Raw genomic sequence first — 26,681 nt, forward strand, 5'->3', positions numbered from 1 at the left:
TTTATCTCATTTTCAATGTTGCAATAGCTACTACCACGCACATAATGGTCACGATCCAGAAGCGCACTGATATTTTACTTTCGTGATAACCGATTTTCTGATAGTGGTGATGCAGCGGCGACATTTTCAGAATGCGTCTGCCTTCACCATATTTCTTTTTAGTGTATTTGAAGTAAGATACCTGTAACATCACCGACAGCGATTCCACCAGGAATACGCCGCAGAAGATGGGGATCAGTAATTCTTTCCGCACAATAATTGCCAGCGAAGCAATGATACCACCCAGGGCGAGACTACCAGTATCGCCCATGAAAACCTGCGCCGGATAAGCATTGTACCAGAGGAAACCGATACATCCGCCTACAAAGGCGGCAATGAAAATAGACAGCTCCCCGAGATTCGGGATGTACATAATGTTCAGGTACTCCGCAAACTGGATGTTACCGGATACATATGCAAAGATACCGAGCCCTATTCCAATGATGCCCGAAACGCCCGTTGCCAGTCCATCCAAGCCATCCGTAAGATTAGCGCCGTTGGATACGGCGGTAATAATAAAGATCACCACCAGGATATAGAGTACGAACGTATACTTTTCTGCGCCCGGGATCCAGGAGATCAGTTTGGAATAATTGAACTCATGGTTTTTTACAAACGGAATAGTGGTGATGGGTGTTTTAACATCCACAAAGCGGTGTCCGTCGCGGGTTACACGCTCCGGGTGGTTAGTCACCTGTCTTTCATAAGGCGCCAGTGGTTTTGCACCCATTACTTCACGGGATACCACCACATCGGTATTAAAATAAAGTGTACAGCCAACAATCAAACCAAGTCCAACCTGTCCCATGATCTTGAAACGTCCTGCCAGTCCTTCTTTATTCTTTTTAAATACTTTGATATAATCATCCAGGAAGCCGATCAGTCCTAACCATACGGTAGATAACAGGATCAGCCAGATATATACATTAGCCAGCTGTGCAAAGAGTAAAGTGGGAATTACGATGGCAGATAAGATGATGAGTCCACCCATCGTAGGGGTTCCTTTTTTGGTATTTTCTCCCTGAAGGCCCAGTTCACGGATAGTTTCGCCGATTTGTTTTTTCTGGAGAAATCTAATAATCCTTTTACCGAACAGCAAAGAAATAACCAGCGACAGCAGTAATGCCATCGTTACACGGAAAGTGATATACTGAAACATACCACCGCCGATGACGCTGATCTTAAATTCTGTTTTCAGGTAATTTAAAAAATAATATAACATATGTTTTAGTCGTAACCCACCTTCCGCTGTCCGGGGAGTACAGGCTTTTAAGTCATTGGATTATTAAGTATCTATCTTCAGTTTTAGTTTATTTCTCCAGGGTTTTCATCAGGTCCAGCAGCACTTCTTTATCATCGAAGTGATGTTTAACGCCTTTTATTTCCTGGTATTTTTCATGTCCTTTACCTGCCACCAGGATGATGTCTTCCCGGTTGGCGAGCGACAGCGCCGTTTTAATGGCTTCTTTCCTGTCGGTAATTGAAATAACTTTCTTTTTCAGGTGAACAGGCACGCCTGCTTCCATTTCCCGGATAATTTCCGCCGGATCTTCCGAGCGGGGATTATCAGAGGTAAGGATTACGCGATCGCTGTTTTCCACTGCTACATCTCCCATTACAGGGCGTTTGGTGGTATCCCTGTCGCCGCCGCAGCCTACTACTGTGATCACCTGTTCATTGCCTTTACGCAGGTTTTTGATGGTAGCCAGTACATTTTTCAATGCATCGGGCGTATGTGCGTAGTCAACTATAGCGATGATCTGTTCTTTATCGGAAATGATATAATCAAACCTGCCTTCTGCACCGGAAGTATCACTGAGCGCCTGTAATGTTTTGGCTTTATCTATACCCAGCAATACCGCTGCGCCGTAAACGGCCAGCAGGTTGTAGGCATTGAACTCACCGATGAGCCGGAAATGCACTTCTGTATCTCCTACCAGCATCACCAGTCCGGTGAGATTGTTTTCCAGGATCTTTCCTTTAAAATCTGCCAGTGTGCGCAGGCTGTACGTTGCTTTTGTGGCTTTCGTATTCTGCAGCATTACTGTTCCTCTTTTGTCGTCCAGGTTAGTGAGCGCAAAAGCGGAGGAGGGCAGGTTGTCAAAGAATGATTTCTTTACCCGGATATATTCATCAAAAGTTTTGTGATAATCCAGGTGGTCGTGAGTGATATTACTGAAGATGCCTCCCGCGAATTTTAACCCGGCAATACGTTGCTGGTGAATAGCATGGGAGCTTACTTCCATAAACACATACAGGCAGCCGTCTTCCACCATCTGCGCCAGCAGGGCGTTCAGATTAATGGGATCGGGTGTGGTATGTGTGGCCGGTATAACGGTATCGCCTATCTGATTTTGTACGGTGGATAATAATCCACAGTGATATCCCAGTTTGGTAAACAACCGGAACAGCAGGGTAGCGATGGTTGTTTTTCCGTTGGTACCGGTAACGCCTACCAGTTGTATTTTATGAGAAGGGTTATCATAGAAGTTGCCTGCCATGATACCGCTGCTGACAGCGCTGTTGCTTACCTGTACATAGCAAACATTTTCTGCCAGTTGTTCGGGTAATGTTTCACAGATCACTGCTGCGGCGCCCAACGCAATTGCTTTTTCAATGTACACGTGTCCGTCTGTGTGTACGCCTTTCACTGCAATGAAAGCATCTCCGGATCCGATGGACCTGGAATCAATGGCGAGTGCATGAATGGTAATATCTGTATTACCATGCACCGCCAGGATGCTTACATTATACAATATGTCTCGCAGCGTCTTCATCTAGCTCAGTTCTATTACGATTGTTTGTTCGTTTCCAATTTTAGTTCCGCCGGGGAGTGACTGCATTTTCACTTTACCGGCGCCTTTTATCACTACCCGTAATCCGGCGTTTTCGAGCAGGTACAGGGCGTCTTTAAGGCCCATTCCGGTAACATCGGGCACTGCGCCTTTTGTTTGTGCTACCTGCTGGAAGGCAATTTTGCGGTCTGTCACCTTAGCGCTTACCCAGCTGTTGTTAGCGGGGGCATTGCCGATGGGCAGCTGCAGTTTACCCAGGATTTGTTTCCATTCACTGCCTTTGCCATTTTTCAGTGACAGCAGGGTATCCAGTTGCATGGTTGCCTGCATGGGTTTTTGTCTTTCCACCGCGATAGCATATAATTTATCTGCCACCTCTCTAAACACAGGACCCGCAACGCCTGCACCGTAAAAGTGCAATGCATGCGGTTTATTTTTTATTACCACCACGCAGGTGTACTGCGGATCATTTGCCGGGAAATAACCGGCGAATGACGACTGGTAGATTTTATCTGCATACCCGCGGTTGCCGTTGGCCACGAGTGCGGTACCGGTTTTGCCTGCGAAGGTGTAAAACTGGCTGCGCAGCTTTTTAGCGGTACCATCTATCGGCACACCTTCCAGCATGGCCTGTACCTGTTTCAGCGTGCCTTGTGAGCAGATGCTGTCCAGCAGTACGGTAGGCTCAAACTGTTTTACTACCTGGCCATATTCCTGTATGGAGTTGACGAGGTAGGGTTTCATCATTTTACCGTTGTTAGCCACTGCATTGTACAGCATGCACGTTTGCAGCGGGCTGATAAGCACTTCATATCCGAATGCCATCCAGGGCAGGGATGTGGCGCTCCATGTTTTGGAAGCGGTGGTTTTAATCACCGGTCTTCCTTCGCCTATGAGGTCTATACCGGAAAACTGGTCGAGCCTTAATCTTTTCAGATGGCCCACGAATTTGTTAGGTTGCCGGTTATAGAACTGGTAGGCCAGTTTTGCCATACCTACATTTGAGCTGAGTTCAAATGCGTGTTTGATCGTTACATTTTGCGGGCCCGGGTGAGGTTCAGAATCGAATACGGTTCTGCGGCCTACCTGCCAGCGGCCACCATCCATGTTTACCATAGAGTTCATGGTGGCGTATTTATCTTCCAGCACTGCAATTACGGTAGCCAGTTTAAAGGTGGAACCGGGTTCCCCTACCTGCAGTGCGTAGTTCATATCTTCCCAGTAGCCGTTGCCATCGGGTTGTTTGCCGAGGTTGGCAATGGCTTTTATTTTACCTGTTTTCACTTCCATGAGAATGCAGGTGCCGTGATCGGCTTCATTCTGCACCATCATGTTCATGAGGGCTGTTTCCACGATATCCTGCATGTTTACATCGATGGTGGTTACTACATCACGACCGTTTTCGGGTTCAATATCGTAACCGTCTACAGGTACATAGGTACCTCCTGCGATGCGGCGCATCAGTCTTTTACCGGTAACGCCTTTCAGGTATTCGTTGTAGGTTCTTTCCAGACCTACGCTTTGTGAATTTTCGCGTGCCAGTCCGATGGTTCTGTTGGCGAGCAGTTTAAAGGGGTTGATGCGCTTACTTTTGGATTCAGCGATCATGCCGCCTTTGTTTTTGCCGAGGCGAAACATCGGGAAGCTGCGTAATTCCTGGTATTGATTAAAGGGTACGTCTCTTTTAAGTAAAAAGTAACGGTCCTTTGATTTATATCCTTCCTGTAACTGTTGTTTCCAGGCGGCTTTGCTGCGGTCGGTGAATATCTGGGAGAGACGGTAAGACAGTGAGTCAACGTTTTCCTTGAACACCAGTCCGTTTTTATCCCGCAGGCCGTCTGCTGCAAAGTCTATCCGGATGTCGAAATAAGGGATGGAGGTCGACAGCATCCTGCCTTCCTCCGAGTAGATAGTGCCTCTTTCTGCGTCCAGTGCCACGTAGCCGGTGTGCAGGCTATCGGCCATACTGCGCCAGTAGTTGCCCTGTACGTTTTGGATATAGAACACTTTCACCAGGATGGCGACGCCGAACAGCGCCATGCCGATAAGGCACAGATACACTCTCCACAATATGTCCTTTTTTACATCCACGATGTTGTATTAGCATTTTAGTTTTTAGCCTTTAGCTGTCAGTTATTTACCCCGGGGCAGATAGCTGATGGCTAAAGGCTGATAACTTATAAGAAGATACCTGACACTGGCTGCATTTATAATTGAGATGCTTGCCATTGATTTGATTTACCAGCATCCCCGACCTGAGTTATGGGTCAGGCGGGCAGCGTCAGGCATCAATATTAAATTCATTTTTCTGTTTCCTTTTTCAGCACAATCTTTTGTGGAGGGGAGCTGAGTTGTTTAAGGCCCAGCGGCTCTACTGACTTGCTGACTTCACTCATTTTGCTTCGAAACATGAGCTCACTTTTCACGTTGATATACTCCCACTTCAGCTCTTTAATTTCTTTGCCTAGTTTGTTAATGCGCCGGATCTTTTTTTCAGCGAGGTGACTGTTGGCGATATAGATTAAAGCCAGGAGGGAAAGGAAACCGATAAAGGGCATGTTTTGCACCAACGCTCTGTAGTTGATGCGCAAACGCCATTCTTTACGTTGCTCCGGGGGAAGGGTATTTACTTCAGCCGGACTTTCCTGGATTGTATCTATATCTTCTTCCTGCAACACGCTCTATGCCTTTTTAAAAATTGACAATATAAACCTGAACGCAACTCAAAACGGGTGTGTATAGGATAGGGTAGGATGTGGTGGGCGGTTTATAGCCGCGTCACGCTTGTTTTTCGGCCACCCGCAGTTTTGCACTTCTGGATCTTCCATTAAGTTTCAATTCTGCATCACTGGCGGTAACCGGTTTTTTTGTGATTAATCTGAACAATTTAGGGGGTGTTTCTTTTGCAAACGGATCTTCCGGTGCTTCTTCAAAACTTCCAGTCTTCATAAAATTTTTCACCATCCTGTCTTCCAGCGAGTGGAAGGTGATGACGGCGAGTCGTCCTCCTGGTTTCAGCACATTGGCAGCTTGTTCCAGTAAATCTTTCAGAGCGCCCAGTTCATCATTAACGGCTATACGCAAAGCCTGGAAAACCTGTGCCAGGTACTTTTGCGGGTTACCTTTTACGATGGGCTGGATCACGGATTTGAATTCTGTGATGGTGCGCATGGGGTGTGTTTTGCGCTGCTTTACAATTGTTTGGGCGAGGGTTTTCGCGTTGGTTACTTCTCCGTATTCCTGGAAAATCAGTTGTAACCTTGCTTCTCCCCATGTAGCCAGCAATTGGGCGGCAGTAAATTCTGTTCTTGTATCCATCCGCATATCCAGGTCGCCATCAAAGCGGATACTGAATCCTCTTTCTGCTGTATCGAACTGGTGCGATGAAACGCCCAGATCCGCCAGCACGCCGTCTACCTGGTCTGCTTTATGTAATTTCAGAAAGCGTTGCAGATGACGGAAGTTTTGTTGTACAAAAGTGACACGTTCGTCTATAATCCTGTTTCGGTAAGCATCTTCATCCTGATCAAACACTATCAGCCGTCCTTTTTCACCCAGTTTCTCCAGTATGGCTCTCGAATGTCCTCCGCCTCCAAACGTAGCGTCTACATAGATCCCATCGGGATTTATCTGTAACAGCTCCGTCGTTTCCTGCAGCAGAACGGGTAAATGATATTGTTGTTCGCCCATATGCTCCCCTCTTTAAATTGATATGTTGTTATCTCCTCCTCCCATTACCTGTTGTGCCAGATCACTGAACGCCCCTGGTGAGAAATTTTCAAAGAACTCCTGGTATTTACCTTTATCCCAGATCTCGATTTTATTGGATGCTGCTGCCAGCACAATATCTTTTTCCAGATTGGCGTACGACAGCAGGTTTTTCGGTACCAGCAGTCTTCCTGCACTGTCTAACTCCAGAATAGTGGCCCCGTTTAAGAAGTACCGCCTGAATTCCCTTACTTTTGGATCAAAGTCATTCAACTTGCTGATACGCTCGAAAATAGGCTGCCATTCGTTCATGGGATACAGGGACAAGCATTTTTCAAACCCTCGGTTAATCACAAACTGTCCTCCGGCCCCGTCTGTTAACTGCTTTTTAAACCCGGCAGGTAACAGAAAGCGTCCTTTTGCGTCCAGCGTCGATTCATATTCACCGAGAAATCCTGTCATACCATGGGGCAAAGTCCTTGAAAATCCTTTTTCAACACAAAATAACACTTTTTCCCACTTTTTAACGAAAAAATACTTTATAAATTTTTTCCACAGATGCAAGCGCCTGCATCATAGCCCTTTTGCTACCATTTATGCACCTTTATGGTGTATTAAACAATAATACGTGTGAATAACGTGTGAATAAGTGTTAATTTCATGTTCATATCTTGCAGATGCCCACGGAGTGAGACATTCCCGAATGGGATAGCGGGTGGGAAAATGGTACGGAGAAATGCTTATGCGTGGAATTTTTTTATAATCTGAGGCTTTTTCTGCCGCTTTTTGTCTCTTAAAATCCAATTTTCCACATCCGGGTGGGAAAAATGTCAGCAACCCCGGCGGTGGTGGAAAACTCCCCTTTCGGCGATTTAATTCCCTCTTTTGCAAAATTTTAACAGCAATCAAAATCTCTCTGCCTTACATTTACATTTAATTCTTAATTTTGCCACTCTTTTATGCGGAAATTTTTATTGTACATCAGTGTTCTTGCGGTTGTCGTAACTACCTCCTGTAACAACCAGTTACGGAGAATAGAAAAAAGCAACAACTTTGAAAAGAAGTTGGACTACGCAAATCAGCTGTTCCAGAAGAAAAAATACAATACGGCAATAACACTCTATACCGACCTGGTTCAGGTATACAAGGGAACAGAGAAGTTTGAGCCCATGTATTACAATTTCGCATATTGCTCTTACTATGTTAAGGACTACGTTCAGGCAGCTTTCCAGTTCAAAAATTACCTGGACCTGTTCCCGAACAGCCCCAGAGCGGTAGAAATAGATTATATGCAGGCATATTGCTACTATAAGCAGTCGCCAAAGGTATCACTGGATCAAACCAATACCATGAAGGCCATTGCTGCTATGCAAACCTTCATTAATAACTACCCTACGGCGGATAAAGTGTCGGAAGCCAACCTGGTAATCGAGTTGTGCAGACGCAAGCTGGAAAAGAAAGAGTTTTCCAGCGCAGAATTATATTATAACCTGGGCTTCTTCAAAGCCGCCGGTATTGCTTTCAAAAACCTGATGCGCAACTACCCCGACTCTGACAAAAGCGACAGTTACAAAGTAATGGCCATCAGATCTTACTATAATTATGCTAAAAACAGTATCCCGGAGAGACAAAAGGAGCGCTACGCAACGGTTCTCGACGAATACCTGGACTTCGCGGATCACTACCCGAACAGCAAATTAAAGCCTGATGCCGAAAAATTTTATACCTTAGCACAAAACAACATAAAAACACTGGATAATGAGCAAATTAAAGCGAAGTCTAACCAGTAGCCTTAATCCCTGGGTAGAAACCAAAAACACTACCGACATTAAGAACAGAACTGGTAATTTATATGAGTCTATTGCCGTAATAGCCAAACGCGCCAATCAGATCAATATTTCCGTGAAAGAGGAGCTCCATTCCAAACTGGAAGAGTTTGCCAGTCATACTGACAACCTCGAAGAAGTGCACGAGAATAAGGAGCAGATTGAGATTTCCCGTTTTTATGAAAGACTGGCAAATCCGGCAATCCAGGCTACACAGGAGTTCCTGGACAGCAAAATTTATTTCCGCAAGAACGACGACGATTTGTTTAGCTAATCCGCCACACATTATTTTGTGAGGTGCGTGATTGCGAAAAATAAAAATATTAATTTCATGGCGGCAGAATGATTTCTGCCGCTTTTGTTTTTATATATGTCCATGGACGCTATCAAAATGCTACAAGGAAAAAAGATCCTGCTCGGAGTGAGCGGCAGCATCGCTGCCTATAAGGCTGCTACCCTCATACGCCTGCTGGTAAAGGAAGGAGCTGAAGTGAAAGTGGTTATGACCACCGCCGCCGCCGGCTTTATTACCCCCCTCACCCTGGCCACCCTCTCTAAAAACGAGGTTCCCCTCAATATCAGTGACCACAACAGCTGGAATAATCATGTGATGCTGGGCCGCTGGGCAGATGTAATGCTCATCGCTCCCGCTTCTGCCAATACCCTCGCCAAAATGGCCCTGGGGTTGTGCGACAACCTCCTGCTGGCCGTATACCTCTCCGCCACCTGCCCGGTACTCTTTGCCCCTGCAATGGATGAAGACATGTGGCATCATCCGGCCACCCGCAGCAATGTGGATAAACTCATCTCCTTTGGTCATCAGCAGATCCCCGTAGAATCCGGGGAACTGGCAAGTGGCCTCTTCGGGGAAGGCCGCATGGCAGAACCAGAACAGATTTTGACCTTCCTGCAACAGCATTTTCAGCAGAAAAACGGAAAAAAGGCACTGAACGGCACCACTGCCATCGTTACAGCCGGCCCCACCATCGAACATATTGACCCGGTTCGCTACATCAGCAACCACTCCAGCGGCAAAATGGGAATTGCCATTGCGGAGGCCCTGGCAGATGCCGGCGCCAATGTACAGCTGGTACTCGGCCCCACTTCGCAGAAAACAACCCATCCCGGTATCACCGTCACCCATGTGCAAACCGCCCAGGAAATGTTTGATGCCGTAACCACCCGCTACCCCGCCGCCGGGATAGTAGTAGCCGCCGCCGCCGTAGCTGATTACCGCCCGGCAAATGTGGCCGACAAAAAGATCAAAAAAGGGGAAGCACAGTTACATATCGATCTCGAAAAAACACCTGATATACTCCGCTCATTGGGTGATAACAAAGGTCCACAGCAACTGCTGGTAGGATTCTCCCTGGAAACAAACAACGAAAAAGAATATGCGCTGAAAAAACTGCGCGACAAAAACCTGGACCTGATCGTGATGAATTCACTGGCAGATACAGGTGCAGGCTTTAACTATGATACCAATAAAGTAACCCTGTTTGACAAAAACGGGAATGAACGCAGTTTCCCTCTCAAATCCAAACAGGCCGTGGCCCAGGATATTGTTTCCGCTATAATCGAATTGCAACATGCATAATCGTTTCCCGTTGTTCCTGCTGCTTGCAGGCGCCTTCTTACTATTCTGCTCCCCCGCTGTGAAAGCCCAGGAAATAAGGGCCAACGTATCTGTCGTTGCCCAACAGATACAGGGAGTGGACAAGAAAATATTTACTACCCTGCAGAATTCTATCCGGGATTTCCTTAATAACCGGCATTGGGCAAATGATGCCTTTACACCGGCAGAACGGATAGAATGTAACTTTTTGCTGAATATCACCGGTACTTCCGGGAACGACAGCTACAAGGCATCCCTGACCATACAGGCCACCAGACCCGTATACAATGCCAGTTATGTAACCAGCCTGCTCAATATCCAGGACCCCAACGTAGTGTTCCGGTATGTGGAATTCCAACAGCTGGAATTCAGCGATACCAGGGTGGTGGGAAATGATCCGCTGAACTCCAACTTAACCGCTATCCTGGCCTATTACGTTAATATCATCCTGGGGCTCGATTATGATTCCTTTTCCCCACGGGGCGGAGATGTATATTTTAAGAAAGCGCTTAATATTGTAAATAATGCGCCGGATGGGAAAGAAATTTCCGGTTGGAAGGCTTTTGAAGGAAACCGTAACCGCTACTGGTTACAGGATAATCTTCTCAATGCAAAATTCCTCCGGTTTCATGATGTGATGTACCAGTATCACCGGCAGGGACTGGACCTGATGTATGATGATGTAATAAAAGGCCGTGCAGCCATCCTGAACTGCCTGAACATGCTTTATGCCATCCACCAGGATATCCCCAATTCCATGCTGATGCAAACTTTTTTCCTTTCCAAAGGAGAGGAGTTATTGAAAATATTCTCCCGTGCCACGCCACAGGAGAAAAGCCGTGCAGCGGAATTGCTTTCGCAGATGGATGTACCCAATGCGCAGAAGTATCAACAGATGAAGTAACAGCTATGATGAATATGATGATGAAATACGCCTCCCTGGCTTTGTTAGTGGTATTTTTGGTCGCCTGTGCCAACAGTGACCAGGTGCCGCGTAAATATATTTCAAAAGAACGTATGACAGGTATCCTGGTAGATATGTCTATTGCAGATGCCTACAGCAATGAACAACAAATGCAGGTTACTTATACGCCCAACTTTGATTCCCTCAGACAGGAAAAAGTAAAGATCTATTACAAACAGATACTGGACCTGCATAAAGTAACCGTTAAGGAATTCATGGAAAGCTACCGGTATTATGAAAGTCATCCCAACAGGCTGAAGGAAGTTTTTCAGATGGTACAAACAGATATTGCTTCCAGGAAACAGCGGTTGCCCAATCCGATTGATGAAAATGCGCCGCTCCGGTTTCGTATGAAAAGCATTTTCCCTTATGCAGACAGCGTGCTATTGCTGCCGAAGACCGATACAACCCGGCCTTTTATCAAGCGGCAGCCCTAATCTATAAAACACCAAAACATGAACAAAGTAGTAGCAAATGCCGACGAAGCCATACAAGATATCCGGGATGGAGCGGTACTGATGCTGGGAGGGTTTGGCTTGTGTGGAATTCCCGAGAATTGTATTACCGCCCTGGTAAAAAAAGGGGTGAAAGATCTTACCTGTATTTCCAATAATGCAGGTGTGGATGATTTTGGTCTTGGCCTGTTGCTCAAAACCAGGCAGATCAGAAAAATGATGTCTTCCTACGTAGGTGAAAATGCAGAATTTGAAAGACAGCTGCTGGCCGGAGAGCTGGAAGTAGACCTCATTCCCCAGGGAACGCTGGCCACACGCATCCAGATGGCAGGCATGGGCATTCCTGCTTTTTTTACACCAGCCGGTTATGGAACAGAGATCGCTGAAGGAAAAGAAGTGCGGGTGTTTGACGGCAAGCCTCACCTGATGGAACTGGCGCTGCACGCCGATTACGCTATCGTAAAAGCGTGGAAGGGAGATACACTGGGGAACCTCGTATTCCGTAAAACCACCCGGAATTTCAGTACCTCAATGGCCCGGGCAGGACAAATCACCATTGCTGAAGTAGAGGAACTGGTGCAACCCGGAGAGCTGGACCCCGACCAGATACATGTGCCGGGTATTTATGTGCGCCGCATTTTCAAAGGCGGCAACTATGAAAAACGGATCGAACGCAGAACGGTAAAGATCTAGTTCATCCAATTCTCCACTCTTCAAATCTGATATTTTATGCCTCTCGATAAATATGGTATTGCCAAAAGAATTGCGCAGGAACTGCAGGACGGTATGTACGTAAACCTCGGTATTGGTATTCCTACGCTGGTATCCAATTACATCCCTGCCGGAATTTCTATTATGCTGCAGTCTGAAAACGGGATACTCGGTATGGGACCGTATCCTGCTGCGGAAGATATTGATGCTGACCTGATCAATGCAGGAAAGGAAACCGTTACCCTGCTGCCCGGTGGCAGCTTCTTTGATTCCGCAGAAAGCTTTGGTATGATCCGCGCCGGTAAGGTAGATCTTACGGTACTGGGCGCGATGGAAGTATCCGATACCGGTGATATCGCCAACTGGAAAATTCCCGGGAAAATGGTGAAAGGCATGGGTGGCGCAATGGACCTGGTGGCTTCTGCAAGGAACATCATTGTGGCCATGATGCATACCAATCCCAAAGGAGAAAGTAAACTGTTGCCTGCATGTACATTACCGCTTACCGGCGTTAACTGTGTAAAGAAAATCGTTACGGAACTCGCTGTGCTGGATATAACGCCCGAAGGATTTAAGCTCCTCGAACGTGCGCCTGGTGTTACGGTAGAAGAGATCCGCGCTAAAACTGCCGGGAAACTGATCATTGAAGGTGATATTCCGGAGATGAATATTTAACAGCAACATTCGTATATACGTCACCGTGCCCTGCTTTCCCGGAAGCAGGGCATTTTTATTTTTTGGTAAAAAAGTCGTTTTTATAATATGTAATTAATTTAAATATTTATAATTTAGCATGCTTAAATTGTTAATCTCGTTTATTCCTAACCTATAATAGTCACTATGAAAAGGATTTTTACATCCGCATTATTATTGTCATGCTGTGCACTTTCCACGCAGGCACAGGACCTGGCCGGATTCCGGACCAGTAACTACGCAGGCGTAACCAGCGTATTTTCCAACCCCGCCAACATCGCCGACAGCCGTTACCGCTGGGATGTTAATCTCGTGGGTGTAAACGCAGGCGTTTCAAACAACCAGCTGAAGTACAAACTGGGAGATGTGGGCTCCGCATTTGGAGAGGACACTATCAAGAGCCAGTTGTTCGGCCAGAGCAAGGGCCTTACCAAAGCATTGGTGAACCTTGCAGTGTATACTCCCTCCGTTATGTTCAATGTGGGGAAGTTTTCTTTTGCTGTTACCACCCGTGCGCGCGTAGTGGCCAATGTAACTGATCTGGACGGCCGGCTCGCCGATAAGATCATGAATGACTTGTCTGCAACCGACAACCTGCCTTACAATATTGCTTCCAACAGCAATATGCGGGTTAGTGTGAATGCCTGGTCGGAGTATGGCGTATCTGTGGCCCGTGAAGTGATTACTGTGGGGCCTCACTTCCTGAAAGCCGGTGTAACCCTGAAATACCTGGCAGGTTCCATGAACGGCACCATTAACATCGATAAGCTGCATGCCACTATGGATGTGGATGAAGGTCAGCAGGAGGCTTTTCTTACCAATGCTTCCGGTAAAGTAGGCATGAATTTCTCCGGGATGAACCTTTCCGATTTTAAAGCGGAAGATGCTGCTAAAATGGTAGGACATGGTATTGGTGCAGAGTTGGGCGTGGTATATGAATACCGCCCTGCCAGCGAAAATGTTTCCGGAAAAGGAAGCAACAAGTATAAATTCCGCTTGGGCCTTTCCCTCATGGACGCAGGCAAAATCAAATACGAACGTGATGTAACACGTAGCGGTACATTTACCATTGGTATATCGGCTAATCAACAGTTTTCACTGCAAAACCTGCAGGATGTAAAGCTGGATAATTACAAAACAGAATTAGGTAAGTATCCGCAATACTTCACACCGGCAGCAGATAATAACAATGCTGATTACTCGGTGAGCCTGCCAACTACCTTACAACTGGATGGCGACTATCACATCCATCATGCGTTTTACGTAAATGCAAACATACAGTTGGCTTTAACAAGCGGCGACAAAAAACCTTACAACACCCAGTATTACAGTGGCTTCAGTATCACTCCGCGTTACGATGGCCGCATATTCGGCTTCTTCCTGCCGGTAAGCTACAACCAGTTATCCAAACTGAATGCAGGCGCCAGCTTCCGTGTAGGTCCGCTGTATCTTGGTTCAGGCAGTGTACTCAGTGCATTACTTGGATCTTCTCATCAGCTGGATGGCTTTGTGGGTGTCCGTTTTGGAGGATTGCAACGGCATAAATAATACTTAACCTCTATAGGGATTTAGATATTTTGTTTTTGGAATACATACTTCCATGAAACAAAATGTCTAAATCTCTAAATTTATAAATCCCTAAATAATTGGTACCTTTCAACTTGCTAAAATAGTTCGAGGTGCAAGTTGGATTTCTTTGTTATAACGGTAAATATATTCCTGCGGCTGACCCGATTTTTACGGCAGATAATCGATCTTTCAGATACGGGGATGGCTTTTTTGAAACCCTGAAAGTATACCAGGGACAAGTATTGCTGGCTGACCTGCACTTTGAACGGATGCTTGCCAGTTTACACCTGCTGCATTTTGATATCCCCACACATTTTACCAAAGCATATTTTGTTAAGCAGATACTGGAACTCTGCAGTAAGAATAACGTATCCCAGATGGCCCGCGTTCGCCTGGCTATCTTCCGGTCGGATGGCGGTTTATATGATCCAATCAATAACTTACCGAACTACATCATCCAATGCTGGGAATTAAGCAGAACGGTACTGGAGTTAAATGATAGCGGGCTGGTAACGGATATCTTCCCCGATGTAAAAAAAAGCTGTGATAAATTATCCGCTATTAAATCAAACAACTGCCTGCCCTATGTGATGGCAGCAATGTATGCCAAGCAGCACCGGCTGAATGAAGCTATTTTACTCAATCCTTATGGAAGAGTGGCGGATAGCACCATTGCCAATGTATTTATTGTGCGGGATAAAGTACTTTATACGCCGCCATTGTCTGAAGGTGGCGTGTGTGGCGTAATGCGCAAGTATTTGCTGAAAACAGAACTGCCATTCAAAATAGAAGAAAAACCACTGAATATAGAAGACCTCGAAAATGCGGATGAAATATTTTTAACCAATGCCATCTATGGTATCCGTTGGGTGGGCCTTTTCCGCGACAGCAGCTATGGAAACGCCACTGCCGCTATTTTACACGAGGTATTACATGAAAGCATGTTGTAAAAATCACCTGCTGAGATGGAACAAACAATCAGTTTATGCTGGTTTCGCCGCGATCTGCGGCTTGACGACCAGGCCGCTTTCTATTATGCGCTACGTGCCGTTAACCCGGTAGTGCCGGTATTTGTTTTTGATACACATATCCTCAACGATCTGGAAGATAAACAGGACCGCAGGCTTACCTTTATTCATGAAGTACTGGAACACATGCAGGCACAACTGCAGCAACTGGGCTCCTCAATGGATATTTTTTATGGTACACCGGAAGCCGCTTTCACACACTGGATCAGCAAATACAAGGTAGCTGATGTATACACCAATCATGATTATGAACCTTATGCGAAAAGCAGGGATGCTGCAATAGCAAAGCAACTCAGCGAACACGGGATTTCTTTTCACAGTTACAAAGACCAGGTAATACTGGAAAAGAATGAAGTACTGAAAGATAACGGTGAACCATATACGATATTTACACCTTACAGCAGGAAATGGTATGATACCCTCACCTTTTTTCATCTGAAACCTTATCCCTGCAAAAAATATTATCAGCATCTCTTTAAACAACCACCTGTAAAAATCCCTTCCTTAAAGGAGATGGGATTTACCACCGCAGAAAAGCATTTTCCCGCAAAAAACCTGGATGAAACACTGGTTAAAAATTACGATGAAACCCGCGATTTTCCTGCTATAAACGGCACCTCAAAATCAGGCATCCATCTGCGCTTTGGTACGGTAAGCATTCGCGCATTAATGCAGCAGGCTATGCAGCTCAATGCTACCTTTGCAAAGGAATTGATCTGGCGGGAATTTTACCAGATGATCCTCTGGCATTTTCCTCATGTGGTAGGAAATTCTTTTAAGAAAGAATATGATAAAATAGTTTGGCGTAATAATGAAGAAGAGTTTGAGAGATGGTGTAAAGGCCAAACAGGTTACCCGATAGTAGATGCCGGCATGCGGGAGCTGAACACCACCGGCTTTATGCACAACCGTGTTCGCATGATCACTGCCAGTTTTTTAACCAAACATTTACTGATCGACTGGCGTTGGGGAGAAGCTTATTTTGCAGCTAAACTGTTGGACTATGATCTTGCTGCAAATAACGGTGGCTGGCAATGGGCAGCAGGTTCGGGGTGCGATGCTGCACCTTATTTCCGGGTGTTTAACCCCGCGCTGCAAACGCAGAAGTTTGATAAAGACTTAAAATATATCCGCAAATGGGTGCCGGAATTTGAAGGATTTGAATATGTGAAGCCGATTGTATCGCATGAAGAAGCGCGTAAGCGTGCATTGGAAGTATATGGAAAAGCGCTGAAGAAATAGCATAAAAAAAGCAGTGAAGACAACATCTTCACTGCTTTTTTTATGGTTGTAAAATTTAGTGGTTAAACACTTCTTTCAACTTAATGTCCAGCGCTTCATGTTCTTCCCCGCCGCCACCATAGCGTGCTACAATTACTCCTTTCGGATCAATCAGTATCTGCGTGGGTAATGAATGAATGCCGAAGTGTTCGCTGATATCTTCCGGGTTAGGCTCATTCTTCATGCGTTTATTCATGTCCAGTCCGCGCAGCACATGTTTCCACACACCAATACCATCCTTTTCCACTGCTTTTTTCCAGGCGTCATGATTGCGGTCATCGTCAGATACGCTGATCACTTCAAAGCCTTTATCCTTGTATTGTTTGTATAGTTCCAGCAAATGCGGATTGCCGGCACGGCAAGGCACACACCAGCTGGCCCAGAAATCTACCAACACGTATTTTCCTTTGAAGTCCGATAAACTGAGTGGCTGGCCATTGATGTCTGCTTTGCTGAAATTAAAAGCAACGCTGCCCGGGGAGCCCTGTTCCAGTTTTTTAATCTCCTGGGCTATGTCCAAACCATCTTTACTTTGTTGTAAAGCGGGGCTTAAACTGTTGTAATAGTATTTGGCAGAATCCAGCGTCATGCTGCCTATTTGAAAGCGCATGAGATAAACACTCAGGAAAGAATTATGATGTTCACGGATAAATTTCCTTGACAACTGGTTGTTAGCATTAAAGTAAGGCGCCAGTTGCTCGCGGATAGCACCGGCTTTATCGTGATCTTTTTCATTGCGTAATGCTTCCAGTAATGGCTGGTATTTCGCGGTAGCCATTTCTTTTTCCTTTTCCAGCTGTACATTTTCATCATTGCTTACGGAGCCTTTCAGTACGATGGTGCTGAGATCGCCGTTTGTGATAGTGATGGTCATGGCCGCGGGTTCCAGGAACAGGTATGCCTGCTCTTTTTTGTTGCCGGTCATGTTCTTGACCAGTGCCGCGGAAAATACGCCGGGGGCGGGTTGCGATAGTATACCCGTAAAGCTGAACCTGCCATTTTTAACTTCGGTGCTGTCTGTAATATATTTTGCACCATTGCTATACTGCAGGTAGTATTTCGCAGGCGCATTGCCGGTAACGGTTCCGGCTATACTGAATTTCTGTTGTGCGGTTACCAGCTGACTGAATGCTAACGGTAACGACAGTACGCAAATTATTCTTTTCATCATGTTATTGTTCGTTTTGTGTAAGATTAGGATTGAGGATGATTTCTTCCTGCGGGATGCGCAGTAATATCTTCGGGCTGGTAGCAGCGATGGTCATAGTACCACTGCTGGCAGAGGTGTAGTTGCGTACCATCGGTAAACCGTTTCTGAAATAATCGAACCCGGTATGTCCTTCAAAAGCAAGTTCCAGGCGGCGTTGCAGCAGTATCTCATCAAACAGTGCCTGTCCGGAAAGGTCTACTGACGCAAGTCCTGCGCGGTTTCGGATGATATTCAGATCGGCCAGTGCAAGATCCTTTTTACCGAGCTTGGCATTGGCTTCTGCACGGTTCAGGTATACTTCTGCAAGACGGATATACCGGAACGGCGATTTGCTGTAGATGGCTGAGTACAGGTACATATATTTAGCCGTGGCAATGCTGTCGTTGGGAAAGCCGGGCGTTACATTTACTTTGTAGTGCGACGTGCGCAGATCTGTTTGGGCAATCCGACTCAACAGATCGGGAGAAGGCCGGTAGTAACCGCCGGTGTAATTGATCTGCGGCGGATAGGCATATTGCTGGCTGATAGAAGCACTGCCGTAATCCACATTGCCCGCAAAGATATCTTCCTTATTGGTGGTATTGCTGCTGTTGTAGTAAGCCCGGTAAGCATTGTCAGTGAGCAATGCATATTTGTTACTGCTAATCACCTGGTCCGCATAGCTCACTGCCTTCTGATTAAATGCTGCATCCGGTTGCTGGAAAGTACCACCCATATAGAGATACACCCGTGATAACAAAGCGGTGGCGCTCATTTTTCCGGCAAAGCTGTTGGACTTCTCCTGGCTGAACAGGGACATGGCTGTTTCGAGATCTGAAATGATTTGCCCGTACACCGCTTTGACACTGGCGCGCGCCGGCTTATAATCAGTGCCGTTGGCGGCGGTGGTAATAAGCATTACACCCGGCGATCCTGCTGCATCCTGGTAGTAAGGCTTTGCATAAAAGCGCACCAGGTTAAAGTATACGAACGCTCTCACAAACAGCGCTTCTGCTTTCGCCTGCAATACCGCCGGGCGCTGTTCATCTTTTGGTACATTATCCAGTAGTTTGTTGGCGTGCAGAATAGTAAAGTAACTTCCTCTCCATAAGTAGTAAGTCCAGCTGTGATCTTTATCCGGAGAGTTAGTATAATCAAACGCATCGGAGTAACGGTTCGGTCCCAGATCGAGCGAACGGATATTGTTACCGTGTGTTTCCGAAAGAAACATCGTAATATCACCGTATCCGAAGCTGCTGCTTTCCATAGCAACACCGGTGGTGATCATGGGATACAAACCCAGTGCGGCCTGTGAAAACCCTTCCGGGGTGCTGAACTGGGCATCTTCGTTGGTAACGTTGTGCGGACGTAGTTCATCCAGTTGTTTGTTGCAGGCGCTTAACGAGATAAGGCTGATAGCGGCTATTATAATTGTACGCGTCATTTTCAAGTAGTTTAGAATGTAACATTAAGACCGGCAGTAATGCGCCGTGGATTAGCATTTCCGATGCCTACACCTCCATAGGCAGTAGAGGTGCCGATGGATGCGCCTTCGGGATCTGCCCCTACATAGTCTTTATGTTTGATAACAAAAACATTGTCCATACTAACGAATACGCCTGCACGCTGTGCGCGGATCTTTGTCAGTGTTTTTTGAGCAAGATCATATCCGATCCTGATGTTGCGCATGCGGATATGGCTGGCGTTACCGTAGATAAGTGATGAGCGGCTGTCAAATGCCCGCCAGGTATCCATTTTACTACTGTATACATCAGGGTAGTTGGCATTTTTATCGCCAGGTTGCTGCCATACTTTCTGGCTGGATTGCCAGTTCACATTATTCCTTCCGAGGAAAGGAGCAGTGGGTGATTGAAAGTTATTAATGAGACTCATAGCGGTATAATTACCTACCTGGAACCACATCTCTGCACTCAGGGAAAATTGCTTGTAGGTAAAAGTATTGGTGAAACCCCCAAAGAATTTTGGTGTAGCGGAGCCCACAGTCTGGTAATTGCGGATGTCCGACATGGCGCCAATGCCTTCTGTTACCTGCTTCTTTCCGGAAGCATCGTAGTTTTCAAACAGCGGTGCGCCGTTATCAGGATTTACACCCACATAACGGATCGCTTTAATTACATTCAGGTCTTCTCCTTCATAGCGGTAATAGGCGCGGTTGTAGTTGTCGAGAAGAGAATCGCCGTATAATTTCTGTATCGTGTTTTTATTAAAGCTTACATTGAGATTGGTGGTCCAGCTGAAATTCCGCGCGTCTATATTCCGGGTATTCAGCATAAGTTCCAGTCCTTTGTTCAGTACTTCTCCTACATTCTGGTATTGCTGGAAAGAACCTTGTGCAGAACCAACAAACACCTGTTGCAGCAGGTTTTTACTAAGTTTTGAATAGAAGTCGGCGGAAAGCTCTATACGTTTCCATAGGCTGACATCTATTCCCGCTGTATTATTAACGGTAGTTTCCCAGCTGATGTCGGGGTTTTCCAGTTGTGTGATAGCAGAGCCAACGTTGTTGATGTTATCGTAGGTATAATTGGTGGCTGCGGCATAGAGGGTTTGGTTCAGGTATCCATCGCCTACATCCCTTCCGGAAGTTCCGTGCACTACTCTCAGCTTCAGCAGGTCTATTGCTTTCACATCTGCCAGGAAAGCTTCTTTGTTGATCAGCCATCCGGCACTTACAGCATAAAAAGTACCGTATCTTTTGTTGCGGCCAAAGTTGGTGAATGCATCGGTACGAAGAGAAGCTGCCGCATAATACTTAGTGAGGTAGTTATAATTTAATTCACTGAAGGCAGAAAAACTAGCTCTTTCAGTATAGGCGCCGCTGGGCCGGTAGGGGGTATTATAAGCCACGCTGATGGCGCTGCCGAAGTTTTTGGCTGCACCCATATTTCTTTCGCCTGGCAGCAGGTTGTACATATCTGTACTGTTGGTTTCATTGGTACGCTTTGCCCATTCTGTTCCTGCCAGGAAATTGAGGCTGTGCTGCCCAAATTGTTTGGAAGCATTCAGCGTATTAGTGGATGTAAAATTAAAGAACCTGGTATCTGCGATGGTGAGCGTTCCGTTGGGAGTAACGGCGCCTGGTGCAAACAGGTAAGGATAACCACCGTATTTCCCGGAGAAGCTACGGGGATCCAGGTAGGAGTTCCGGTGGGTATTGATATAGTCGATGGTATTGGTAGTTTTAAGGCTTAACCAGGGCAGTACGCGGTAATTGAGCCATATGGTACCGGTGAAGTGCTGGTTGTCTATAATGGCGGTATTATTGAATTTCTTTTCGGCTAAGAAATTCTGCGACCAGGTGGTATAAGGAACACCAAAATTATTGGATTGCTTCACGGGGATACTGTCGGCCAGCGTACCATCCGCATTGTAAGGCGTAACAAAAGGCTGGGTCATATAAAGCGCCGGCACTCCATTGCGGGAAATGGTTTTATCGATAATAGCGCTGGTATTCAATCCGCCGGAAACTTTTTTGGAGAAGTTCTGCACAAGGTTCAGCCGCAGGTTACGGCGATCGAAGGTATTACCAACGTTAATACCTTTTTCTTTGTACCAGTCGATGCCTGCATACACCATTGTTTTATCATTGCCGCTGTTAAGTCCCAGGCTGATATCAGAGAAATTACCATCATCGAACATCGCTTTTTCCCAGTCGAAGTTCTTTGATTTATCTTCATCTGTATAAATCCTTCTTTGCTGAATAAAATCTGCTGCAGTAGGAAACTGTTGCCGGAGGGAAGGTGTTTCTTCCCATCTGCGTTGCATCACTTTATCCATCAGCGCAATATTTTCTGTTGTGTTCATCATGCGGATGGCGCGGTTCTGTTTAATAACGCCGTAGCGGGTATCCAGCGATACGTGCACGCCACTGTTGGCGGCGGCTCTTTTGGTGGTTACCACAATTACCCCCTGCGCAGCGCGTGAACCATAGATGGCAGTAGAGGCGGCATCTTTGAGGATAGTAACGCTTTCCACATCAGCGGGATTCACTACATCCTGTAAATTCTGTGAGTTGGAAATTACGCCGTCAATTACGATAAGCGGTCCGAAGTAAGCGCTGGTACCGGATGGGAGCGAAGACTCCCCACGCAGCAGTACCTGTCCTCTTGCACCGGCGTCGGCACTAGGCTCCACGATATACATGCCGGTAGTTTTTGCTTTCAGCATAGAGAGGATATTGGAAGAAGAAACAGAGCTGCGCAACTGGTCGCCCGAAACTTTTTGCACGGCGCCGGTTAGTTCAGCAGCCTGTTTACTGGTGTATCCCATTACTACAACGCCACCAAGACTGGTAGCATCTTCTTCCATCGCAATATGATTTTCTGTACCGGATATTACCTGTGTTTTCTGGCGGTAGCCAATGCTGCTGATCAGCAGCGGGTGACCTTCCTCGGCGTTAACCGCAAACATGCCGTTGGCATCTGTAACAGTGCCTTTGCCGGTAATAATATCCCGTACGGTGGTGCCGGGCAGCGGCTGTCCCTTACGGTCTGTTACCCTTCCTCTTATTGCGGGTGCTACTGCCTTCGTAACACCGGTTTGATTATAAGGCATTACTACCCCGATCATATTACCACTTACCCGGAACTTAAGGCTGGAAGCATCTTCCAGCTCTGCCAGCACTTCGCGGATACTCCTGGCTTTTGTGGCCAGGGTAATACGGCGGATTGGTAAGGTGGCAGCGTCGTAAAAGAACTTTACCTGGTAGGTGCTTTCAATTTTTTTGAAGGCGGCAGACATGGTTACATCCCGGAACCCTATTGATTTTCTTTGCTGTCCATATGATAGCATACAGGTCATCAGCATTAACAACACCAAAAGAGGGAACTGCCATTTTACCGCAGTGCTTAACGGCGCACGCAGGCGCGCATAATTAAAAGTCATGCATCAGATTTTTTAATGATGGTTGATATGGTCACCACAGGCGCCGGCAGCCTGCGTGTGATCCCGGTTTAGCGATTTTGGTGGAAACGCTTTGTGATTAAAATTGAATCAGCACTTTGTCCGGTTGTATTTGAAAACTACATCCGGCTGTAAAACAAAAGATGTTCAATACTTTTTCCAGTTTATCGTTGTCGAAGGCCCCGGAGAACCGTTTGGCATTTAATGAATTTCCGTTTACCTGGAAGGGTATTCCATACCAGTTTTCCAGTTCACGTATTACTTCAAAAGCGCTGGCATTGTTAAACACTAGTTTTCCTGATTTCCAGGTACGTAGTGCAACCGTATCAAATAATGCCCTGCTCATTTGCCGGGTAGACTCATTCCACCGCGCCTGTTCACCCGGCGCCAGTGTGAGCGGATCTGTTTTGCCTGATTGTTCACTCACTTTTACTTTTCCGCTGAGCAGTGAAACGGTGGACTGTGGCTCATACGGATAAGATTTTATTAAGAAGGAAGTACCCAGTACAGTAGTTTGTATTTGTTTGCTGGTTACCATAAACGGATCATCCGAATTTGTTTTTACATCAAACAGCGCGGCGCCTTTTACCAGTTCCACATGCCGGTGTTTATTGCTGTAATCGGAAGGAATCCTAACGGTAGTATTAGCGTTCAGAATCACTGAAGATCCATCCGGTAATGTCAGCAATTTGCGTTGTCCCCATTCACTGGAGTATACCAGGAAGGTGTTGGGAGCTGTTGCCGGTTTCTGTGGTTTTAGCCGGGGCCATAACAGCGTGATGCCTCCCAGGAGCAGGAGTACTGCTGCGGCACGCCAGGACACCTGCCGCCAGTTGATCCGGCGGATACGTGCCGGCTGAGTGGCTTTAACAGCCTGTTGCAGCCTGTTTAGCTGCATTGTTCTGTCTTTTTCTGCCTCAGCGGTATTAATGTTATAATACAATGTTATTGCCGCTGCCACCTTATCCTTTATTTCAGGATGCAGCAGGATATAGCTTTCCCATTTAGCAATAGCCGTATCATTGTTTCGCCGGATATATTGCAGAAAGGTGTCGTCGAGCAGCAGGTCTAATTCAGTCAGGTCCTTTGGCAGCATTCCCCATCCATTTTTAAAGTAGAGCGACAATCAGGTCTCTTTTACCGGGTATGGACCGGTAAATTTTCAGATTTTGATAAATTTTATTTTAAAGTGGCTTTATTGAAAATAATCTAACAGGGAATTTATAAGGGAAGTAACAGCAGTAATGTTCTCAAATGCAGGTTGCCGGATTTAAGATCCTGTTCCAGTGATTGTTTGAGCGATTTCAGTGCTTCGTACAAGTGATTATAAACGGTGCGGTGTGTAAGCCCCGTGATGTCTGTTATTTCGTCGTAGCTCCGGCCTTCGTAAAAGCGGAGGTTAATTAATTCTTTTTGTCTTGGACTGAGTAAAGATATGGCTTCCTGTATACGTGCAATAGTTGCTTTGTTTTGTTGCTGCTGCATCAGCAGTTGTTCTGCAGAAGGAATGTCGCCGGTGGCTTCGGTATCCATCCACAGCGACAGCAGGCCATTGTCCTTTTTTTCCTGCTGAAGATGTAATAACAGTTTGCGTTTAAAGGAGGTGATAATGTAGCTGCGTACATTGGTAACGGTATCCAGTCCTTCTTTCTTCTCCCAGAAATAAAGAAATACCTGTTGGATACAGTCCTTTACCGGCTCGCTTCTCGCGCATATTTTAAGGCCCAGGAAAAGGAGCAGGTGATAATACTTTTCATACAAGGTATATAGCGCCTGTTCCTCTCCTTGCCGAAACCTGTTCCACAGGTCTGTATCCTTATTATCGATCATACCGCAACAAAAGAACGAAAAAATCGGCTGCTTTACGGACGGATTTTTTCTGCCGCTTCCATCAGCGCTACTACAGCGGCTTTCCCTTCCTCGCCCAGGTCTAAACTGAAATCATTTACATACAGGTCGATATGCTGGCGCATCACGGATTCATCCATTTCCTGCGCGTGTGATTTCACATAGTCTGATAGCTGTGGATAAGTAGTGTAGCTGTTCTGCAGGCTTTTATGGATCAGGGAATCGAGCTGTGCGCGGGTAGCTTCGGGTACATCTTTACGGATAAAGATACCTCCCAGCGGAATAGGATTACCGGTGGTTTGTTCCCAGTATTCGCCCATATCCATCAGCTTTACGAGGCCCTTGAGCTGGTAGGTGAAGCGGTTTTCGTGAATAATTACGCCGGCATCCACATCACCGTTCAGCACGGCGTTTTCAATTTCAGAGAAGAGCATCACCTTTTTGTTGGTGGCTTCCGGGAAAGCGATGGAGAACAGCAGGTTGGCAGTGGTGTTTTCTCCGGGGATGGCGATTGTGAGATTTTTTATCTCTTCGCGGGGAATATCTTTTTTTGCAATGAGCAACGGGCCACAGCCACGTCCCAGCGCGCTGCCGCTGTTGAGCAGCTCATATTGGTCTTTTACCTTCAGATAAACTGCAAAACTCAGCTTTGTAACAGCCAGTTTGCCTTGCAGCGCCCAGTTGTTCAGTGTTTCCACATCTTCGAGATGGGTATCGAAGGTAAATTCCTTTGTGTCTATTTTGTTGTTTACCAGTGCATCAAAAATGAAAGTATCATTCGGGCAAGGTGAAAAACCTAAAGATAAATGCATAGCTATCAAAATTTTATAGTCTGTCGTTAAATTCCGGCCAGTGTTTCCACGGTTTTTATCAGTTCGTCGTTGAGTGTTTTCACCGCCAGGGGGATCTTCCATTTGCTCTTATCCCTGATTTCCACATAGTTAGAGATGCTGCGCAGCTGAAGAAACGGTATTTCTTCCAGCAGGCAGGCATAATGAAAGGCGGCGCCCTCCATGCTTTCTATGTCGGGATTGTATTTGGCCACCAGCTTTTGGATGGTGGGTTCGCTGCCGCTCACCAGGTTTACGCTTACCCCGGTAGCGGTGGGCAGGGGAGGTACTTCGGGCAGGCCGGCAAAGGTGTTCACCAGGCTGTTGCCGGTGAATGGTGGCTGCGATGGCTGCCAGAGCTGTATATCAAATAAATCTTTAAACTGATCATTATCTTCCGCTCCGAGGTCGGCCAGGTACTCACGTTTGATGAGCACTACCTGTCCCAGTTCCCAGGTGTGGCGGAAACTGCCGCCAATACCGGCCTGTATGGCTATATCCGGCCGGTTTACCACCAGGTGCCTTCCCAGGCTGAAAGCGGTGTGCATCATGCCAATACCGGCAATCAGTACGTCTATATTGCAGTTCGCGGCTTTAAGGGCCGGAATGTGCTGGTCCAGGTACTGTAAAAAAGGCTGTATTTCCAGCGTGGTAGCCGCGGTCACCAATATTTTCATCCCGTAAAAATACAGCAAAAATGATTGCTCCCCGTGTAAAACAATTGACAGGAATTAGGATAAATTGGCACTACTCACTTAATAGTGGTATTTTTGCAAAAATTTTTTGCAATAATGATTTATTTAACGCGAGTAGAGAACTTCAATGCAGCGCATAAGTTATCTAACCCGGGCTGGAGCAAAGAAAAGAACGAGGAAGTTTTTGGTAAATGCGCCAACGAAAACTGGCATGGTCATAATTACGAACTGCACGTCACTATAAAAGGTAATCCTGATCCGGAAACGGGTTTTGTATTTAATGCCAAGACTTTAGGAGTAATTATCCGGGATGCGGTGATAGAAAAGATTGATCACCGGAACCTGAATATGGATGTTGATTTTATGAAAGATAAATTCACTTCCGCTGAAAACTTATCTATCGCTATCTGGGATCAGCTGGCCAAACACCTGCCTGCAGAGGTGCAACTGCACTGTATCAAGCTGTATGAAACTCCACGCATATACGTAGAGTACTATGGTGGCAAGTAATG

General features: G+C 46.3%; 24 protein-coding genes. 11 read left to right on the forward strand and 13 right to left on the reverse strand.

The window, feature by feature from the left end:
• Position 1: 1 nt before the first annotated feature.
• The 6 genes from mraY to mraZ all read right to left on the reverse strand — a co-directional run bounded on the left by mraY (position 2) and on the right by mraZ (position 7,004).
• Positions 2–1,261: a phospho-N-acetylmuramoyl-pentapeptide-transferase gene (gene mraY / locus PV783_RS07230; RefSeq protein WP_420987528.1), complete on the reverse strand. Its 1,260-nt coding sequence runs from the start codon at positions 1,259–1,261 to the stop codon at positions 2–4.
• Positions 1,262–1,349: 88 nt separating this feature from the next.
• A complete protein-coding gene (locus tag PV783_RS07235; RefSeq protein WP_079469393.1) occupies positions 1,350–2,816 on the reverse strand; it encodes a UDP-N-acetylmuramoyl-L-alanyl-D-glutamate--2,6-diaminopimelate ligase in 1,467 nt (488 codons plus the stop codon).
• A complete protein-coding gene (locus PV783_RS07240; protein ID WP_235015929.1) occupies positions 2,817–4,895 on the reverse strand; it encodes a penicillin-binding protein in 2,079 nt (692 codons plus the stop codon).
• A 239-nt stretch (positions 4,896–5,134) separates the two neighbouring features.
• Complete coding sequence (locus PV783_RS07245; protein WP_235015907.1) at positions 5,135–5,512, reverse strand: FtsL-like putative cell division protein; 378 nt, start codon at positions 5,510–5,512, stop codon at positions 5,135–5,137.
• Positions 5,513–5,612: 100 nt separating this feature from the next.
• Positions 5,613–6,524 (reverse strand): 16S rRNA (cytosine(1402)-N(4))-methyltransferase RsmH, encoded by a 912-nt coding sequence (rsmH, locus tag PV783_RS07250; RefSeq protein ID WP_079469391.1) that lies wholly within the window; start codon positions 6,522–6,524, stop codon positions 5,613–5,615.
• Between the two features lie 12 nt (positions 6,525–6,536).
• Positions 6,537–7,004 carry a division/cell wall cluster transcriptional repressor MraZ gene (gene mraZ, locus PV783_RS07255; RefSeq protein WP_079469390.1) on the reverse strand — a complete coding sequence of 156 codons (468 nt, stop codon included), beginning with the start codon at positions 7,002–7,004 and terminating at the stop codon, positions 6,537–6,539.
• A gap of 497 nt (positions 7,005–7,501) precedes the next feature.
• Between mraZ and PV783_RS07260 the strand changes: the two genes are divergently transcribed.
• The 10 genes from PV783_RS07260 (at position 7,502) to PV783_RS07305 (ending at position 16,645) form a co-directional block, all read left to right on the forward strand.
• Positions 7,502–8,332: an outer membrane protein assembly factor BamD gene (locus PV783_RS07260; RefSeq protein ID WP_370909310.1), complete on the forward strand. Its 831-nt coding sequence runs from the start codon at positions 7,502–7,504 to the stop codon at positions 8,330–8,332.
• Positions 8,301–8,642 carry a DNA-directed RNA polymerase subunit omega gene (locus PV783_RS07265; RefSeq protein ID WP_079469388.1) on the forward strand — a complete coding sequence of 114 codons (342 nt, stop codon included), beginning with the start codon at positions 8,301–8,303 and terminating at the stop codon, positions 8,640–8,642. The genes PV783_RS07260 and PV783_RS07265 overlap by 32 nt, the downstream gene beginning before the upstream one ends.
• 102 nt (positions 8,643–8,744) lie before the next feature.
• The gene (gene coaBC / locus PV783_RS07270) at positions 8,745–9,965 is read left to right on the forward strand and encodes a bifunctional phosphopantothenoylcysteine decarboxylase/phosphopantothenate--cysteine ligase CoaBC (RefSeq protein WP_336387439.1); all 1,221 of its coding nucleotides are present in this window, start codon (positions 8,745–8,747) and stop codon (positions 9,963–9,965) included.
• The gene (locus PV783_RS07275; RefSeq protein ID WP_079469387.1) at positions 9,958–10,887 is read left to right on the forward strand and encodes a DUF4835 family protein; all 930 of its coding nucleotides are present in this window, start codon (positions 9,958–9,960) and stop codon (positions 10,885–10,887) included. The genes coaBC and PV783_RS07275 overlap by 8 nt, the downstream gene beginning before the upstream one ends.
• A 14-nt stretch (positions 10,888–10,901) precedes the next feature.
• Positions 10,902–11,384: a DUF4296 domain-containing protein gene (locus tag PV783_RS07280; RefSeq protein ID WP_168771243.1), complete on the forward strand. Its 483-nt coding sequence runs from the start codon at positions 10,902–10,904 to the stop codon at positions 11,382–11,384.
• Positions 11,385–11,402: 18 nt separating this feature from the next.
• Positions 11,403–12,095, forward strand: coding sequence for a CoA transferase subunit A (locus PV783_RS07285; RefSeq protein WP_420987529.1), 693 nt, complete (start codon positions 11,403–11,405; stop codon positions 12,093–12,095).
• A 36-nt stretch (positions 12,096–12,131) separates the two neighbouring features.
• On the forward strand, positions 12,132–12,788 hold the full coding sequence (locus PV783_RS07290; RefSeq protein WP_420987530.1) for a 3-oxoacid CoA-transferase subunit B: 657 nt from the start codon (positions 12,132–12,134) through the stop codon (positions 12,786–12,788).
• Between the two features lie 165 nt (positions 12,789–12,953).
• Positions 12,954–14,354 (forward strand): DUF5723 family protein, encoded by a 1,401-nt coding sequence (locus tag PV783_RS07295; protein WP_420987531.1) that lies wholly within the window; start codon positions 12,954–12,956, stop codon positions 14,352–14,354.
• A gap of 131 nt (positions 14,355–14,485) precedes the next feature.
• Positions 14,486–15,325 (forward strand): aminotransferase class IV, encoded by an 840-nt coding sequence (locus tag PV783_RS07300; RefSeq protein WP_420987532.1) that lies wholly within the window; start codon positions 14,486–14,488, stop codon positions 15,323–15,325.
• Positions 15,326–15,340: 15 nt separating this feature from the next.
• Positions 15,341–16,645 (forward strand): cryptochrome/photolyase family protein, encoded by a 1,305-nt coding sequence (locus PV783_RS07305; protein ID WP_420987533.1) that lies wholly within the window; start codon positions 15,341–15,343, stop codon positions 16,643–16,645.
• A gap of 55 nt (positions 16,646–16,700) precedes the next feature.
• Here the strand turns inward: PV783_RS07305 and PV783_RS07310 are convergent, their stop codons facing one another.
• From PV783_RS07310 to mqnB, 7 genes are all read right to left on the reverse strand, one after another.
• Positions 16,701–17,855, reverse strand: a complete 1,155-nt coding sequence (locus tag PV783_RS07310; protein ID WP_420987534.1) for a TlpA disulfide reductase family protein — start codon at positions 17,853–17,855, stop codon at positions 16,701–16,703.
• A 1-nt stretch (position 17,856) separates the two neighbouring features.
• Positions 17,857–19,317 (reverse strand): RagB/SusD family nutrient uptake outer membrane protein, encoded by a 1,461-nt coding sequence (locus PV783_RS07315; RefSeq protein WP_420987535.1) that lies wholly within the window; start codon positions 19,315–19,317, stop codon positions 17,857–17,859.
• A gap of 11 nt (positions 19,318–19,328) precedes the next feature.
• Positions 19,329–22,778 carry a SusC/RagA family TonB-linked outer membrane protein gene (locus PV783_RS07320; protein ID WP_420987536.1) on the reverse strand — a complete coding sequence of 1,150 codons (3,450 nt, stop codon included), beginning with the start codon at positions 22,776–22,778 and terminating at the stop codon, positions 19,329–19,331.
• Between the two features lie 97 nt (positions 22,779–22,875).
• Positions 22,876–23,892, reverse strand: a complete 1,017-nt coding sequence (locus PV783_RS07325; RefSeq protein ID WP_420987537.1) for a FecR family protein — start codon at positions 23,890–23,892, stop codon at positions 22,876–22,878.
• 125 nt (positions 23,893–24,017) lie between these two features.
• Positions 24,018–24,626 (reverse strand): RNA polymerase sigma factor, encoded by a 609-nt coding sequence (locus PV783_RS07330; protein WP_420987538.1) that lies wholly within the window; start codon positions 24,624–24,626, stop codon positions 24,018–24,020.
• A 32-nt stretch (positions 24,627–24,658) separates the two neighbouring features.
• Positions 24,659–25,456 carry a 1,4-dihydroxy-6-naphthoate synthase gene (locus PV783_RS07335; RefSeq protein WP_079469376.1) on the reverse strand — a complete coding sequence of 266 codons (798 nt, stop codon included), beginning with the start codon at positions 25,454–25,456 and terminating at the stop codon, positions 24,659–24,661.
• A 26-nt stretch (positions 25,457–25,482) separates the two neighbouring features.
• A complete protein-coding gene (gene mqnB / locus PV783_RS07340) occupies positions 25,483–26,151 on the reverse strand; it encodes a futalosine hydrolase (protein ID WP_111576725.1) in 669 nt (222 codons plus the stop codon).
• A gap of 114 nt (positions 26,152–26,265) precedes the next feature.
• Between mqnB and PV783_RS07345 the strand changes: the two genes are divergently transcribed.
• A complete protein-coding gene (locus tag PV783_RS07345; protein WP_079469374.1) occupies positions 26,266–26,679 on the forward strand; it encodes a 6-pyruvoyl trahydropterin synthase family protein in 414 nt (137 codons plus the stop codon).
• The last annotated feature ends 2 nt before the right edge of the window (positions 26,680–26,681 follow it).

This window comes from Chitinophaga sp. CC14 (genome assembly GCF_048957795.1).
Taxonomy (GTDB): Bacteria; Bacteroidota; Bacteroidia; order Chitinophagales; family Chitinophagaceae; genus Chitinophaga; species Chitinophaga ginsengisegetis.